Annotated in this window: 14 protein-coding genes; 2 read left to right on the top strand and 12 right to left on the bottom strand. The window is 39.9% G+C overall.

All coding sequences use genetic code 11. The annotated features are described in order from the left end of the window. Window positions 1-98: 98 nt before the first annotated feature. The 12 genes from J8L71_RS16810 to J8L71_RS16755 all read right to left on the bottom strand — a co-directional run bounded on the left by J8L71_RS16810 (window position 99) and on the right by J8L71_RS16755 (window position 12,729). A complete protein-coding gene (locus tag J8L71_RS16810) occupies window positions 99-2,822 on the bottom strand; it encodes an ExeM/NucH family extracellular endonuclease (protein ID WP_211001549.1) in 2,724 nt (907 codons plus the stop codon). A 136-nt stretch (window positions 2,823-2,958) separates the two neighbouring features. Continuing rightward, window positions 2,959-3,969, bottom strand: coding sequence for a porphobilinogen synthase (hemB, locus tag J8L71_RS16805; protein WP_211001548.1), 1,011 nt, complete (start codon window positions 3,967-3,969; stop codon window positions 2,959-2,961). An 11-nt stretch (window positions 3,970-3,980) separates the two neighbouring features. Then, on the bottom strand, window positions 3,981-5,831 hold the full coding sequence (locus J8L71_RS16800) for a diguanylate cyclase (RefSeq protein ID WP_211001547.1): 1,851 nt from the start codon (window positions 5,829-5,831) through the stop codon (window positions 3,981-3,983). Continuing rightward, the gene (locus tag J8L71_RS16795; RefSeq protein WP_211001546.1) at window positions 5,831-6,616 is read right to left on the bottom strand and encodes a TatD family hydrolase; all 786 of its coding nucleotides are present in this window, start codon (window positions 6,614-6,616) and stop codon (window positions 5,831-5,833) included. The genes J8L71_RS16800 and J8L71_RS16795 overlap by 1 nt, the downstream gene beginning before the upstream one ends. After that, window positions 6,616-7,146: a hypothetical protein gene (locus tag J8L71_RS16790; protein ID WP_211001545.1), complete on the bottom strand. Its 531-nt coding sequence runs from the start codon at window positions 7,144-7,146 to the stop codon at window positions 6,616-6,618. The genes J8L71_RS16795 and J8L71_RS16790 overlap by 1 nt, the downstream gene beginning before the upstream one ends. A gap of 1 nt (window position 7,147) precedes the next feature. Then, entirely contained in the window at window positions 7,148-7,888 is a 741-nt protein-coding gene (gene tatC / locus J8L71_RS16785; protein ID WP_211001544.1) for a twin-arginine translocase subunit TatC, read from the bottom strand. 48 nt (window positions 7,889-7,936) lie between these two features. Next, the gene (gene tatB, locus J8L71_RS16780; protein WP_211001543.1) at window positions 7,937-8,263 is read right to left on the bottom strand and encodes a Sec-independent protein translocase protein TatB; all 327 of its coding nucleotides are present in this window, start codon (window positions 8,261-8,263) and stop codon (window positions 7,937-7,939) included. Window positions 8,264-8,268: 5 nt separating this feature from the next. Further along, complete coding sequence (tatA, locus tag J8L71_RS16775; protein WP_211001542.1) at window positions 8,269-8,517, bottom strand: Sec-independent protein translocase subunit TatA; 249 nt, start codon at window positions 8,515-8,517, stop codon at window positions 8,269-8,271. 79 nt (window positions 8,518-8,596) lie between these two features. Next, entirely contained in the window at window positions 8,597-10,198 is a 1,602-nt protein-coding gene (gene ubiB / locus J8L71_RS16770) for a ubiquinone biosynthesis regulatory protein kinase UbiB (RefSeq protein WP_211001541.1), read from the bottom strand. 10 nt (window positions 10,199-10,208) lie between these two features. Continuing rightward, entirely contained in the window at window positions 10,209-10,892 is a 684-nt protein-coding gene (locus J8L71_RS16765; protein WP_211001540.1) for an SCP2 sterol-binding domain-containing protein, read from the bottom strand. A gap of 11 nt (window positions 10,893-10,903) precedes the next feature. Beyond that, the gene (gene ubiE / locus J8L71_RS16760; RefSeq protein ID WP_058548777.1) at window positions 10,904-11,659 is read right to left on the bottom strand and encodes a bifunctional demethylmenaquinone methyltransferase/2-methoxy-6-polyprenyl-1,4-benzoquinol methylase UbiE; all 756 of its coding nucleotides are present in this window, start codon (window positions 11,657-11,659) and stop codon (window positions 10,904-10,906) included. 83 nt (window positions 11,660-11,742) lie between these two features. Continuing rightward, window positions 11,743-12,729: a diguanylate cyclase gene (locus tag J8L71_RS16755; protein WP_211001583.1), complete on the bottom strand. Its 987-nt coding sequence runs from the start codon at window positions 12,727-12,729 to the stop codon at window positions 11,743-11,745. Between the two features lie 345 nt (window positions 12,730-13,074). Between J8L71_RS16755 and J8L71_RS16750 the strand changes: the two genes are divergently transcribed. Together J8L71_RS16750 and J8L71_RS16745 are read left to right on the top strand one after the other, a co-directional pair. After that, on the top strand, window positions 13,075-14,853 hold the full coding sequence (locus tag J8L71_RS16750; protein WP_211001539.1) for a DUF885 domain-containing protein: 1,779 nt from the start codon (window positions 13,075-13,077) through the stop codon (window positions 14,851-14,853). A 96-nt stretch (window positions 14,854-14,949) separates the two neighbouring features. Continuing rightward, entirely contained in the window at window positions 14,950-16,431 is a 1,482-nt protein-coding gene (locus J8L71_RS16745) for an FMN-binding glutamate synthase family protein (protein WP_211001538.1), read from the top strand. Window positions 16,432-16,470: the final 39 nt, after the last annotated feature.

The following is a 16,470-nucleotide window of genomic DNA, read 5'->3' as shown; positions in this document are numbered from 1 at the left end:
ACATATTACGGGGGCTTTAATGAAGCTTATCTGAATTACATTTGTATAAAACGAAAAAAGCCGCTTAATAAAGCGGCTTTTATTGTTAACTAGGTGCGTTATTTCTTTTTCAATCTGCGTAACACAGATAGCGGTGCTAAAAGAAGCGTTAACCAAAGTAGTGAGCCTGAGTCATCATCATTTTGCACTTCATTGATATTGATTACTACAGAAGTGGGCTCTGAAACATTGTTAGCGCTATCTGTTGCTTGTATTGACAGTGTAATTGTATTCTCGACACTGTAATCAAGCTCTGAGGCCACAATTAGCTGTCCTTGTTCATTGATTGAAATTTTATCACTTCCCGTCAACGTAAAACCAATAACAGGAGAAACATCTGCGTTAGGATCGCTGAAAGCCAGCTGTCCAATCACGGTATCAAGTGAGGTACCTTCATCAATTGCGAAAACCTGATCCGGAGTGATAACAGGTGTTTGCTCTTCTGGTGTTAGCAAAACCTCAGACTTAATATCGATGATCACCGGGTCGTGATCAGAGGCACGGTAAGGGCCTTCGGCATAAAGTGTAGATTGTTGGCCGTCGCTCTTAAACTCAACGTTGTAATCAAGCACGATAGGTTCATCTGCATTAATGTGCCAATCAGTCGCCGCGACTACTTTACTTAGTAGTGACTCACTTGCCAATGCATGATCGAGACTACCTGCACGGCCTGAGAAACTATAAGAATAACCCAGCGTATTGCCATCAAGTTCAGCGACTATATTTTTGTAGCCTTTTTCATCGAACTTGCGGATTGGATCTTCCATTGCGTAAGCATTCATATCACCCACAAGAATAATATCTTCATCGTCTACACCCGTTGGTTTACCATCAAGCCAGCTACTAAATGCCGTTGCAGCTTCTGTACGAATTTCATTCCAACAGCCTTGGCCATCACCTAGGTCGTCGTTATTGTCATCGCCACAGCTACCTTTAGATTTAAGGTGCGCAACAGAAACCGTAAACACTTCATCGGTAGAGAGTGATTTAAAGCTTTGTGCAATAGGAGCACGGTTGCTGTAATCAAATGGATAATCAGTAGTGATTGCCGCTGTGCCTACCTCTTCTACTTTATCTGCGCGGTAAATAAGGGCAGTGGTAATTGCATCAGTACCAATTTGGCTTACATTAAAATCAACATAGGCGTAGTTGTTAGCGGTATCTGCTTCGTTTAATGCATTAACTAAACTTGCAATAGCGCTAAACTCACCGAAGCCATCGTTTTCAATTTCCATTAGGCCAACAACATCTGCCTGCATGGCACTAATTGCACTTACAATTTTTGCTTCTTGACGTACAAATTCTTCTTCTGAGTCAGCACCACGACTAGTAGGAAAATCACCGCCTTGTCCGTCACCATTAAAGTAGTTAAGTACGTTAAAGCTGGCGATTCGTAAATCGGCTTCTTCACTTTGCTCTGGCGCATCTTCACGCGCATTCGTTGCTATAAACTGTGGTGTAACCGTTGGGTGGATGCGATACGTGCTAAAGCTGTATGCAATTACGCCTGTTACTGCATTTACAGTATCACCAGTACGTAGTGTATTTTCTGCAGATAAACCTGCTGCTGGGTAAGCTGATAACTCCGAGTTTTGAGCTGTAGAGCCATCATCTAATAAGATTTTTTTAGTTAAGTTAGCCGCTTCAACAGCATTTGCTGCATCGCCTGGCAATGCAACTTGTGTACCTTGGTACAAACGCTCAGTGGCAAGTTCAACTTCTCCGTAGCGACCTAAACCATAGTTGTCAGTAACAACCAATGTTTGATCTAGGCTTACCAACATTCCTTCATAGGCTTCTAGGTCTGCCTGGCTTTCTAAAGGTAAGCTTACAGTGGTTGCAGAAGCTACTTCACCAGTACCGCATATAGCAATTTGAGTTACATCTGCTAGCTGTGTTGAGTCGAAGTATTCATCAACAGTACCCTGTACGCGTACGTAGTTACCTACATCAACGTCGGTATCGGTAGAGTATACGAATAGGCCTTCCGAGGTCACTGGATCGCTATCTACGTCTGCAGCTAGTGATGTAATAAAGAAACCATCTAAGCCATCTTCACCTTGAAAATCAGCCGTTACAATACCTTCAATTTCAACCATGGTATCGACTAGTGGGCTTGCATCGCCTGCGCCTTGTACTGCACTAATTAGGGTTTTATCTGCACCACAAACAAGGGGTTCTAGTGGTTCTGGTTCAGGGTCTGGCTCAGGGGCCGTGCCACCGTCACCAGCGTGCGAACCTAATCCATCAAAAGTGTCTATATCAAACTGTTCCCATTCATCGCTAGGATCAAATGCGCCGGTCGAGTCAGTTCGGCCCGTTGTAACACTATTTTTTCTGCGCAATGTTTTGTTAACTGTCGCTACACCGCCTTCAGACCACTCAGAGCCCGGATCAACACCCACTTGACCAAAACTATCAACAATCGCACCGTCTTTAGTTAAAACAAGGGCATCATCACCGTTGAAATAAGTGGCTGTGCTAGTTGCATCTGCAATATCAAGAATTGCAGCTGCTGCACTCGGGTTTGAGATAATATAGGTGGTATTAGCACCTAATGTACCTGTTAAATCAATTGAGTTACCAACCGAGCTACTACCATTTGAGTAGAGTCCTAAATTATAACCTTCAAGAGAAATTTCAGTGTCAGCATTATTATAAAGCTCAATTGCCTTGTTGTTACTGCTTCCCTCTATATATTCTGAAATGATTAGATCAGCAGATGCTGGCGCACTGAGGCTTGCTATTACAAGTGCTAATGGTGTTATTTTTGTTTTAAACATTTTTAATTATTCCCGTGTATCAATCCCAAAATGGGACAACAGTGTAGAGAATATAAATGATAAAAATAACACAAAAGTGTTAATGATTGTTAATGGATGTAAATGAAAAGGCGCAGAACGCCCTTCTTAAAAATATTTACTCATTAGATAGGTACAATGCGGCTTGTTTTGCAAAATAGGTTAAAATACCATCAGCGCCAGCGCGTTTAAAAGCAAGTAAAGACTCCATTATGGTGGCTTCTTCCGCTAACCAACCGTTATCGATTGCCGCTTTATGCATTGCATATTCCCCACTTACCTGATAAGCAAAAGTAGGTACACCAAACTCACATTTTACACGGCGTACCACATCCAGATATGGCATACCTGGCTTAACCATCACCATATCTGCGCCCTCTTGTAAATCAAGAGCCACTTCACGAATCGCTTCATCTGAGTTAGCTGGATCCATTTGATAGGTTTTCTTATCGGCACCTTTTAAATTACCTGCTGAACCAACGGCATCTCTAAAAGGACCGTAATAGCTAGATGCATACTTAGCCGAGTACGCCATTATACGAGTATGAATGTGACCATCCGCTTCAAGAGCCTCACGAATAGCGCCAATACGACCGTCCATCATGTCCGAAGGAGCAACTACGTCTGCGCCAGCTTGCGCGTGTGAAAGTGCCTGCTTAACCAAAATTTCGGTTGTTACATCATTTATTACATACCCTGTATCATCAATAATGCCGTCTTGACCATGGGTGGTAAATGGGTCAAGTGCTACATCAGTAATTACACCTAGTTCAGGAAAGGCTTCTTTTAGTGCACGGACAGTTCGCTGTGCAAGCCCATCATCGTTATAAGCCTCTTCAGCAAAAAGAGATTTTTTATCAGAAGGTGTTACCGGGAAAATAGCTATGGCAGGCACGCCTAATTCAACAAGTTCTTTCGCTTCATCTAACAGTAAATCAATAGATAAGCGCTCAATACCCGGCATTGATTCAATAGCTTCACGGCGGTTTTTACCTTCGAGCACAAATACGGGAAATATAAGGTCGTTTACAGATAGTTGATTTTCAGCCATTAATCGGCGAGAAAAGTCACTACGGCGCATTCTACGCATGCGGGTATATGGGAAAAGGTCGAGTCCTGATTGGGCCATAATCTATGCTCCTACTGTGGTATTGGAAAACTAATTACTTGGTTACGACCGTGTTGTTTTGCGTAATAAAGTGCTTTATCGGCGTTATGAGTAAAAAGCTCAGGGTTGTTTATATCATCTATAACGGCGGTGTATGTCCCCGCACTTACGGTAGTATTAATAAATGTGCCAGCCACATTTATTTGGTTGATTTCAATTGCTTTACGTATTTTTTCAGCAATATCAAGTACGCCATTATGGGCAGTATTTGGTAACAAAATCACAAACTCTTCACCACCATAGCGTGCAACATCATCAAGAGGACGCTTTAAATGTTGTTTAATTGTATCAGCAACTGCGCGAATAACTTGATCACCGGTTAAATGCCCGTAATTATCGTTGATGCTTTTAAATCTATCTATATCAAGCATAATTATACTTAATGGCGTTTGTTCACGTCGTGAGCGACGAAGTTCCATAATGAGTTTTTTATCAAAAAAGCGGCGGTTTTTTACACCTGTAAGCGCATCTTCCATATTAAGCTGCTCGAGCTCATGATTTTTATCTTCAAGCTCGCGAAGTGTAACCTGCAGCTCAAAAGTACGCTCATCAACTTGCGATTCAAGCTCTTTTTGCGCTTGTTCTTGTAGCATTAAACGCTCTTTTAGAAGTGTATCTTGGGCGGCATTTTCAGCAATTAGGGTTTGCTGTGTAATTACTTGCTCATCGCGCTCTAATATAAACTGCTTCAAAACGCCAAAGCATAAACAGAATGTACTGCTAAAAAAGCAAATAAATATAAACGCTAAGCTACTTATACTCAGCGGGTACAACCCAAAAACAACAATAATTAGGTAAGCAAGAGCGAGTAAAAAGAATATCAGGGCAACGGTTAACGCTTGTACTGGTTTTGATGGTGTATGGTGCATGTACATTATTGTTGTAGCGAGATAATAGCAAATAACAATAGGTGTAGCTGTTAAGCAAAAAATAGTCAGTAGTGCGTTAGGCAGGGCCCAAGTAAATAGTAAGGTCACTGCAAATATACTCGTTATTATGTTTTGCCCTTTAACAAGTTTAGATGTTTTTATTTCACATATTTGATTTTGAAGTGGTAAAAACACAAGTGTTGTAAGCATGAGTAATACAGGGATCATAAACTGCTGTGCAGCAGGCGTGTTAGGGTGAAAGTAACGCACCCCAAAACCGCACAAATACGCTAGTAACACGCCTAAAATGAGAGTGATTACACCAGCGTAAGCAAAGTATAACTTGCGCGAAAAACCATATAAAACTAAGCAGCTGATAGCAAGTGAAAACAAAAAGCCTATGAGTAGTCCATAAATCAAATTAAGTTTTGATTTATGGACAAGGTATGCGTCTTGTTGCCAAAGTGTAATAGGCACACGTAATCCTGCAGAATTACTTACTTTTATAATTATAGTACTCACACTGTTTGCGGGTAGTGTTAGCTTTGCTAGTAGAGATTCGCTCTTAAGCGTTCGCTGTGAAAGCGCAAATGCATCGCCAAGCTGAGTATGCGATAGTAATTTGGAGTTGTAAAAGTGATAAATCTGTACTTCATTTAAAAGCGGGTTATCCAAAGAAAGCAAAGAAGAGGTATTCACTGTTAACGTATTTTTAATTGTAAATGCTAGCCATACAGGGCGCTGCTCAAAACCTAAGTTTAGAGGCTCATTAGTTATTGCTCGCCAATTAGACTTATTATTTATATAGGCATCTTGTGCAGAGGTAGGTGAGAAAGAATAACTTAATGTATCTACTTTTACAGATTTAAAGTTTTTAGTTACAACAGGATTAGCAAAAGAGAAAAAAGAACAAAGAAGCAATAACAGGCCTAAAAATACCTTTGCGTGCGTCATTAACGATTCTCTAAACCAAAAACACGGTAAAAGTTTTTTGTCGTTTGATTTGCAACTACGCTTTCATCAATTTGATAAAGCTGAGCAATTGTTTGGCAAATATAAGGCAGTAACGCGGGCTCATTTTTACGTGATTTCGGCTTTGGCTTTACTGTTCGTGGAATTAAAAAAGGTGAATCTGTTTCTATTAACAGTCGTTCTAAAGGAATACTTGGAACTAATTTTTGCAGTTCTTGGCCGCGCCTTTCATCACACACCCAGCCAGTTATGCCAATATAAAGGCCCAGCTCTAAATAGTTTTTTAATGCGTGTGCATTACCTGTAAAGCAATGAAGAACACCGCGTACGTTATACTCTCGCAAAATATTTAGCATGTCTTCACTTGCATCGCGTTCATGTAAATAAACAGGTAAATCTAATTTTTCCGCTAATGCGAGTTGGCGTTTAAAAACTTCACATTGCACATCACGAGGTGAAAAATCACGGTTATAATCCAGCCCACATTCACCAATAGCTATCACCTGATTGTTATTTGCAAGCGTTGTTAATTGATCTTCTAATTCACTCGTTGCCAATTTAGCATCATGTGGGTGAATACCTGCTGTTGCATATTGGTTGTACTTAATCGCTAACCCTAACGATTGTTGGCTGCTTGCGATATCACAACCTATAATAAGCATTTTTGAAACGCCCGCAGCATCTGCGCGGGCAATTACGTCATCATGAACTTGATCAAATTGATGATTAGTTAAATTAACACCAGCATCAATTAAGGTATTAGTCATTACTGAGTACGCTTTACGCGAATAGAGCGGTTTTGACCCTCTTTACGTAATAGAAATGAATTAAATACACCTCGGCTAATATTAACTGTGTCTGACTCGTTTAGTTTAAGACTGTCAGATCCAATTTGACGCCACTCTTGGCCATTATCAAGTTTAATAATAAGCTCGCCATAGGGGGCTTTTTTAACTGATGATACAAGCGCGGTGATGTTCTCTTCTTTATCTTTGGTGAGTTCTTTATGCTCTAGGCCAAAGTCATCAGCTTTTGCTACAGGGGCTTTTTCTTTTACAGCTGCAACCGGAGCGCTTACGTTAGGTGTAATATTGGTAACGGCTTTTGGCGGTGTAAGTGTTTTTTTCTCACTTGGCTTGGTTAATGGCTTCCCTGCAACAGTATTATCGTAGCAAAGTAAGCGATTGAAGTCGTTTTCAATAAAGCTACATGCTTGCAGTGCTTGTACATTAATCTCTTGTGCTGCAAATGCAGGGGCGCTTATTAAAACCAGTAGTGAGAGTAATTGCTTTTTCATTTTATTCCTCAGATTCTTGTTGTTCTTTAACTGTATAAAATTTCGCTAAAATTAACCCTAGCTCAAATAAAAGCAGCATAGGAAATGCTAATAATGTTTGTGAAAGCACATCCGGTGGCGTTAAAAACATAGCCACTACAAATACGCCAACCACAATATAAGGGCGCTTTTCTTTTAAGCTTTTAGTTGTTGTTGCACCGCTCCAACATAGCAGCATAATAGCTACAGGTATTTCGAACGCTACACCAAAAGCAAAAAACAGCTTAAGTACAAAATCTAAATAGCTACTAATATCGGGTGCTAGGGTCATCACTTGTGGCCCAATACTGGTAAAAAACCCCAATATACTAGGCAGTACTACGAAATAACAAAAGGCAATACCGCCATAAAATAGCAAAATGCTAGAGGCCAAAATTGGCATTAACATGCGCTTTTCGTGCTGGTATAAGCCGGGTGCCATAAATCCCCAGATTTGATGTAATATCCATGGAATAGCGGCGAATAAGGCTACAAATAATGTTAGCTTTAGTGGTGCTATAAATGGGCCAGTCACATCTGTCGCAATCATAGTGGCTTCACTTGGTAAGTGAGCTATTAATGGATCAGATACAAACTCGTATATATCATTTGCAAAATATATCAAGCCAATGAATATCACTAAGATACTTAGTAGTGCTTTAATTAGCCTATCGCGTAGCTCAATTAAATGCGCTACAAACCCCGATTTAACTTCCTCAGCCATTATTTTTTATACCATGTAGTAAGTTGACCACAAAGTGAGAAATAAATTTCACTTTTTTTCATCAAGTTCGTTAGTTGCTTTGCTTGGGGGGCTTTTATAACTATGAGTTACTGACTGAGCTGCTTTTTGGAGCTCGTCAACCGACTGCTGTAGCTCAGGGCTTAAATCTTTTAGCTCTTGTTGTTCTGCTTTTTTTAGGTTTTCATGAAGTTCATGAACGCGCAGCTCTTCGCTTACTTCGGCTTTAACTGAATTAGCCATCGACTTAGCTGTTTTGATCCATTTACTCACTGTTCTTATAGCAACCGGTAAACGCTCAGGGCCAAGTACCACTAAGCCAACAATAAAAATAACAACAAGTTCCCACATTCCCATTCTAATTAAGCCTTATCGTTTTCTTTGGCTTTTTCAGTGGTGGTAGAATCTTGAACTGTACTTTTCTCTGATTGCTGAATTTGCTCTGATTTTTCTTGCTCGGTTGCAGTATCGTCCGACATTGCTTTTTTAAAGCCTTTAACAGCACCGCCAATATCACCACCCATACCACGTAATTTTTTCGTGCCGAAGATTAAAACAATAATTGCCAAAACAATTAATAACTGCCAAATGCTAATACCACCAAGACCCATGTTTTTCTCCAATAAATAAACGATTAAATACGTATTTTAAAAATTAATTATACGCCCAATAGCACAAATAGCACTTTGTTTATGAGCTACGCCATGCTGCTACAAAGCTTATTGTTGATAAGCTAATAGCAATACCCGCAACGATAAAATCATGTTGCAAGTAACAAAGCGTTGCCATAACCATAGTCGCACCACCAAATACACTCAATATTAAAGGTTTATGAGAACCCTTTTGCTCTTGAGGGTAAACCTGAGGTGTGCGCTTTAAATTTTGATAAATTAAATCAGGCAGCTCTGGCATTTTTTCAGCCCAGAACGGCAAGTTAGCATACATTTGTTTCAGTACTGATAATGGGCCTACTTGTTGTTTTACCCATTCTTCTAAAAATGGTTTAGCCGTTTTCCATAAGTCGAGCTGTGGATATAACTGACGGCCTAGCCCTTCAACATAAAGTAATGTTTTTTGCAGTAATACCAGTTGCGGCTGTACCTGCATATTAAAACGTCTTGCTGTATTAAATAAATTAACCAGTACATGGCCAAATGAAATTTCAGCCAGTGGCTTATTAAATATAGGTTCGCACACGGTACGTATTGCAAATTCAAACTCTTCGATGCTGGTATCGGGTGGTACCCAGCCAGAGTCAACATGAAGCTGTGCAACTTGACGGTAATCGCGATTAAAAAAGGCGATAAAATTTTCTGCTAAGTAGCGTTTATCTTCTTTATTAAGTGTGCCAACAATACCGCAATCTATGCCAATATACATCGGGTTTTCAGGGTGCTCGCGAGAAACAAATATATTGCCAGGGTGCATATCTGCATGAAAAAAACTGTCTCTAAATACTTGTGTAAAAAATACCTCTACACCGCGCTCAGCTAGCAATTTCATGTTCGTGTTTTGCGCAATTAATGATTCGGTATCCGATACTGGTATCCCGTAAATACGCTCCATTACAAGCACATTGCTTCGGCTATAGTCACTATAAACTGCAGGTATATATAATGATTCTGAGCCTTCAAAATTACGCTTTAATTGAATACCATTGGCCCCTTCGCGCATTAAGTCGAGTTCATCTAGTAATGTTTTTTTGTATTCTTTTACTACTTCAACAGGGCGAAGACGCTTAGCTTCATTAAGTATTTTAGCCAGTACCTTAGCGAGCTTCTCCATTAGCGCTAAATCAGCATTAATTTGTTCGTGAATATTGGGTCTAATTACTTTTATTACTACATCTTGCTCAATGTTTTGAGTATCAATCAATTTTGCTGTGTGCACTTGCGCAATAGAAGCTGATGCTAGTGGTGTTTGTGAAAACTCACTAAATAGCTCGCTTATATCGTTAATTTCGAGTGCTTTTTCTATTATTTGTTGTGCAAGCTCACCTTCGAATGGCTCAACTTGGTCTTGTAAAAAAGCAAGCTCTAGTGCGATATCGTGTGGGAGTAGATCACGGCGAGTAGAGAGCATCTGGCCAAACTTAATCCACACAGGGCCAAGCTCTTGTAATGCTAAGCGTAGGCGTAAACCAGCTGGTTTTTCCTTATGTTGGTTACGTAACCAAAACAAACTACCTCGCGCTACTTTACCAAACCAGGGGATTTTGTGTTTAGGTACTAACTCGTCTAATCCATAGCTAAGTAGTGTTTTAGTGATGTAATACAAACGTGCAGTCGACACAAAAAAGTCCTTAGCGTGTATCAGAAGGTGAGAAAGAGTTTAACAAGGTGTTTATGCGCTGCTCAACAGCCGCTACTTTACTTTTTAGCGCTCTATTTTGCTGTTTAAATTGCTCGAGCTCTAACGGATGAATGGTTATCGCGAGCTCATCTTGGAATAAGCTGCTAAGCATTGTACTTATTTTTGAGTGAGCTTTAGCGCCTTGATGTTTGAGCATAGATAGATTTTGAAATAACAGTTGAGCAGGAGCATCACCAATGTAGTTAGATAGTTGCTCAGGCCAATCAATATCTAGGCTTGAAAACGCACTACTATAGGTTTGTGCAATGTTTAAATCGCCTTGTAAGTCGAGCTTATCTTGGCGAATCAATTGAGTAAGCATTGCAGGGTTTTTAAGTGCTAACAGCGTATTTATATCGGCGCTTATCATGCAATCTGCATTTTCGTTATTTAGTGCGCTGTATAAATGCAATTGTTCATCACTGTAAATTAGCTGAATACTTTGCTGCCAGTCTCTTACTTCAACTACTAAGCGCTGATGTTTAACTGCATTGAGCTTTTGTGATAATTGCGGGTCAAGATTTAGCGCTTGATTTAGTACTCGCTCAATAAGCGACAGTACAAAATTAGGTAACATAAAAAACTCAGCGGGTGTTACGCCACTATTATTTTTAGCTGTGTTATCAAGCGCCATAAATGCCTGCCTTAATATTTAAAACCACGGTGTAGAGCAACAATTCCGCCAGTAAGGTTTTGATATGTTGTTTGCTCAAACCCTGCATCTTCCATCATTGCTTTTAGAGTGTCTTGATCTGGATGCATACGAATGGATTCTGCTAAGTATTTGTACGATTCACTATCGTTAGCAACTACTTTGCCCATGGTTGGCAATAAATTAAACGAGTAAAAGTCGTAAGCTTTGCTAAGTAGCTCATGTTCAGGTTTTGAAAACTCTAAAACAAGTAAGCGACCACCTGGCTTTAATATACGGTACATAGAGCGTAACGCTTTGTCTTTATCGGTTACATTACGTAATCCAAAGGCAATGGTGATCACATCAAAGCTATTATCTGGAAATGGTAGCATTTCGGCGTTCATTTGAACGTAGTCAATATTGCCAACTAAGCCAAGATTATGCAGTTTTTCACGACCAACTTTAAGCATAGATGAGTTGATATCACCCAATACAACTTGGCCAGTTTCGCCAACCAATTGACTAAATTTTGCTGTTAAATCGCCAGTGCCTCCGGCTAAATCAAGAACGTGATGACCTTTACGAACACCTGAGCTTGCAATGGTTTGGCGTTTCCACAAACGATGAACACCAAAAGACATTAAATCATTCATTACATCGTATTTTGCAGCAACTGAGTGAAATACGTCAGCAACCATAGAAGCTTTGTCGTTCTCGGCTACTGTTTTATATCCAAAATGCGTGGTCTTTTGTTCGGTTTCGTTCATGATTAATCTCTATCGTGACAATAGAGGTTAGTGTACTTGATTGTACGCGGTAGGTGCAATTTGAATATGATTTATCAGGTAATTTATTGACCAGCGGTGTAGCTGCTAAGCCCTAAAGAGCGAGCTTTAAATGCCGCTTGGGAGGCTTTTTTAGCTAACTTATTAAAATCATCTTCATGTTGATGCTGAGCAATTCCTAGTGATAGGTCAATACTAGGCAGTTTAATACCTGTTTTTGAGCTCACAAAGCGAAGTTTTTCAACACCGTTACGCACTTTTTCAGCTATTAAGCTTGCTGTATCAGCATCAATATCAGCCAACAAAACAATAAACTGATCTTTAGCTGTACGCCCCGGTAGGCCGCTTTGAAAAACATATTTTTGTAATTGTTTTGCTACCTTGTTTAATATTACTTCACCAATGATGTCTCCATAGTTTTGTGTGAAGTGTTCAAGGTTGTCTATTTGAATAGCAATAGCGCAAATTGATTTTTGCTGGTTGCTCCAAGCTTGAGCTTGCTGCGTTAAGTAATAGCGTTTATAGAGGCCTGTTTGGGTATCTACAATGTGTTGCTTTCGAAGTTGAGTTAGCTGTTTTTGTGTTTTTTGATGCAGCTGTTTGGCTTTGATTAACTCTTGTTTAAATTGCTTATGTTGATTCAATAACTCAGCAGTTTGGTTGTTAAGGCCTCTAAGCGCTTGGCGACTTTGCTCTATATTATTTTCATCAAGTGTATGCACACATTCACTTACGTGGCCTGCAAAGCGAATTATTTGTTTTTCCGTTGCTTGGGCGTTGTTAGAGAGCGACTTTATTACACTATCAACATTTTGAATCATATTGATTTGTGTTGTATGGCCAGCATTTAAAAACTCACTATAGAGCTGCTCTATTAAAACACTATCAATATTATCATTTTTAGAAATTATGCGGTCTAAGGCATCATTTAGTTTGTTATTAACTTGGCTAGTATAAGTATAAATAACTTGATAGTTAAGTGGCGTAGGGGGAAGCGAAAAGCGCTCTAAAAAAATACACACTTTAGTCATTTTTTCTTGAGCAATAGCCATGGAATCATGGAACATCATTATTAAACACCAACTAAGTACGCATTAATCGCAGGTTTAAAATATCTCATTCCGTGAGGTGGTAATGCGTCCAAGCTTTTTATTGTTTTAAAACAGTAACCATATTAGCGGCCATTTAAAAGCAAAAATGAGGGTTAGGGAACATAAATTTAGTTTTAACCGTTTAACCGCTGCTTTTGTCATCAATTAAACTGATTTTTATATACTTTTATGTATAAAACCTTAAAGCTTGGGAGGCCAATACAGTAAAGCTCATCTCATTTACTTGCTATTTATTTACCCTACGATAGCTTAAAGCAATCTGTTGTATTACTAAGCTAAATTATAATGAATTATTTATTACCAAAAACGTTTCGCCAGTCTCTTTTTAGTATGGCTGTTTTATGTTCATTAAGTGCATGTCAAATAACAACCCCAAATGCAAATGAGCAATTTACTAAAGTTGCACAATCTATTGTGCAATATAGAGAAAGTACAAGCCCTTATAGCAGCCCTCAGGGTGTTGATGGTTATTTGTTAGCTAACTTATCGCCTGATTATGTAGAACAAGAATATAAAAATAAAATACAACTCTTGGCTGATTTAGATGCAGTTGATACTGCTAAATTGAGTGATGAAAACCAAATTAACTTTAGTATTATTCGTGCGCAGGTCCAAAACAGCGTTGATGAATATGTATTTCATGCGCACTACATGCCACTCACTTCGGAATATGGCTTTCATTCTGGGTTATCTTACATAATAAACAGCTCTCAATATAAAAAAGAGCAAGATTTAGAAGTGTATCTTGCGCGTTTGGCGCAAGTTCCACGCTTTTTTGAGCAAAATATCTATTGGATGAAAAAAGGCCTAGAAACCGGTCTCACTCAACCAAAAGCTGTACTTAAAGGCTACGAAGACTCTATAACAACCTATATTGTTGACGATGTAACCCAATCAGAATTTTATAAACCATTTTTAACTAATACAGCGGGCTTGAGTGATAGTGACTTTTACGCCCTTCAGCAACAAGCTAAGGCAGTGTTAAAAAATAAAGTTATCCCTGCTTATAAAGATTATTTAACGTTCTTCACCCAGCAATACCAACCCGGAGCTCGTACAAGTATTGGTATTTCAAGTACGCCTAATGGCGAGGCATTTTATAAAAATAGAGCTAAATACTACACCACCACAGATATGACACCTAAAGAGATCCACGAGTTAGGCTTAAAGGAGGTTGCTCGTATTCGTAGTGAAATGGAAACGGTCATAGCGGAGGTGGGCTTTAAGGGCACGTTTGCTGAATTTGTTCACTTTTTACGAACCGATCCACAATTTTATGCAACAACACCAGAGCAGCTTTTAAAGGAAGCGGCTTATATTGCAAAAAAAATGGATGCGCAGTTACCTAAATTATTTCATACATTACCGCGTATGCCTTATGGTGTAGCGCCGGTGCCTGCAGCTATAGCGCCAAAATACACAACAGGGCGCTATTCAGGCTCAAGCCGAGACGATCAGGCCGGGTTTTATTGGGTAAACACATACGCGCTTGATAAGCGCCCACTTTACGTTTTAGAAGCGCTTACTCTGCATGAGGCTGTACCTGGGCATCATTTACAAATATCACTAAATGCTGAGCTTGAAGATTTACCGAGCTATCGTCGAAATGCGTACCTTTCTGCCTTTGGTGAAGGGTGGGGGCTTTATTCTGAATATTTAGGAATAGAGGCTGGCTTTTACCAAGACCCATACAGCCGTTTTGGGCGCTTAACGTATGAAATGTGGCGAGCTGCACGTTTAGTGGTTGATACAGGTATGCATATGTACGGCTGGAGTCGTGAGCGTGCTATGAACTTTATGAGCGAGAACACGGCGCTTTCACTTCATAATGTAAAAACCGAAACCGACCGTTATATATCGTGGCCTGCGCAGGCACTTTCATACAAAATTGGTGAGCTAACAATTAAACGTTTACGCACAGAAGCTGAGCAAGCACTAGGGCAAAACTTTGATATACGTGAGTTTCATCATCAAGTATTGCGACATGGCTCTGTGCCATTATCGGTGCTAGAAACACAAGTGCGTTTATACATTAAAAACGAGCTAGAAAATTCGCAAAATTAACGCTCAAGGCGTATAAACCTTGAACAAATAAAGGTGTTGTGTCATTTTGGCGCAACACCTTTTTTATTTTTTAAAACCGCCATCAAGGGGCCTTGGATGAGCAACTTTATAATTTTTAGTATTGATGTATTTGCGAGTATTTTTATTGTCGCACTTGGGCTAATTGTTCTAACTGTTATTATTTTTTATTTTCGTGATATTACACAAACAAAACATGCAATTAGGCGCAACTACCCGGTTATTGGCCGCTTTAGGTATTTTTTTGAACGCCAAGGTGAATTTTTTAGGCAATACTTTTTTGCCCAAGACAGAGAAGAAATGCCATTTAACCGCGCAGAGCGAAGTTGGGTTTACCGTGCGGCAAAAGATGTAGATCGCACAGCGGCATTTGGCTCAACACAAAGCCTTGAAGTAACCGGTACAGTCATGTTTATGAACTGTGCTTTTCCTACTTTAGATGAGGAGGCGCTCGACCCAAGTAATGTTACTCTTGGGCCGCATTGTAAAACGCCTTACACCACAAATTCATTATTTAATGTGTCAGGTATGAGCTTTGGTGCACTTTCAAAACCAGCGGTACGTGCTTTATCAAAAGGGGCAAAGCTTGCTGGATGTTGGATGAACACGGGCGAAGGGGGCTTGAGCCCTTACCATTTGGAAGGTGGGGCCGATTTGGTGTTTCAAATTGGGACAGCAAAATATGGTGTGCGTGATGAGCATGGAAACTTAAGCACCGACAAGCTAAAAGAAATTGCAGCTCATGATCAAGTTAAAATGTTCGAGCTTAAAATGAGCCAAGGTGCAAAACCTGGTAAAGGCGGTATGCTGCCTGGTCGAAAAGTAAATGCTGAAATAGCAAAAATTAGAGGAATACCCGAGGGGCAAGATTCAATTAGTCCCAATGGTCATCCTGAAATTAAAAAGCCTAGTGATATTTTAGATATGATTGCCACAGTGCGCAACGCAACAGGCAAACCGACTGGCTTTAAAGCCGTAATTGGTGATTACACTTGGCTTGAAACACTCTTTGCTGAAATAAATCATCGCGGCGTTGAGTCAGCCCCTGATTTTATTACAATTGATAGTGCCGATGGTGGTACGGGCGCTGCGCCGCAACCGCTATTAGATTCGGTTGGTTTACCACTGCGTGAAAGCTTACCGCTTGTTGTGAATATGCTTGAAAAGCATGGGCTTAGAGAGCGTATAAAAGTTATAGCATCAGGTAAACTTATTGTTCCTTCAAAAGTGGCGTGGGCACTTGCGCTTGGCGCAGATTTTGTTGTATCTGCTCGTGGACATATGTTTGCATTAGGGTGTATTCAGGCAATGCAATGTAATAAAGATACCTGCCCAACAGGGGTCACCACCCATAATAAACGATTGCAAAAGGGCTTAAACGTTGCAGATAAAGCCCAGCGAGTTGCTAACTATAATAGGTATATTCATTATGGCGCTGGATTAATTGCTCACTCATGTGGTGTAACAAGTGCACGCGAATTAGGGCGTAAACATGTGCGAATAGTGCAAGAAAGCGGGCTTTCTGAGCCGTTAGATAAAATTTATGAGAACTATCAATAAAAGCGCAAATAAATGCGTAAATAAGCGCTGGTAACTGCA

This window comes from Pseudoalteromonas sp. MMG007 (assembly GCF_018100985.1).
In the GTDB taxonomy this organism is placed as follows: domain Bacteria; phylum Pseudomonadota; class Gammaproteobacteria; order Enterobacterales; family Alteromonadaceae; genus Pseudoalteromonas.
This window is presented reverse-complemented; position numbering and strand designations above follow the sequence as displayed.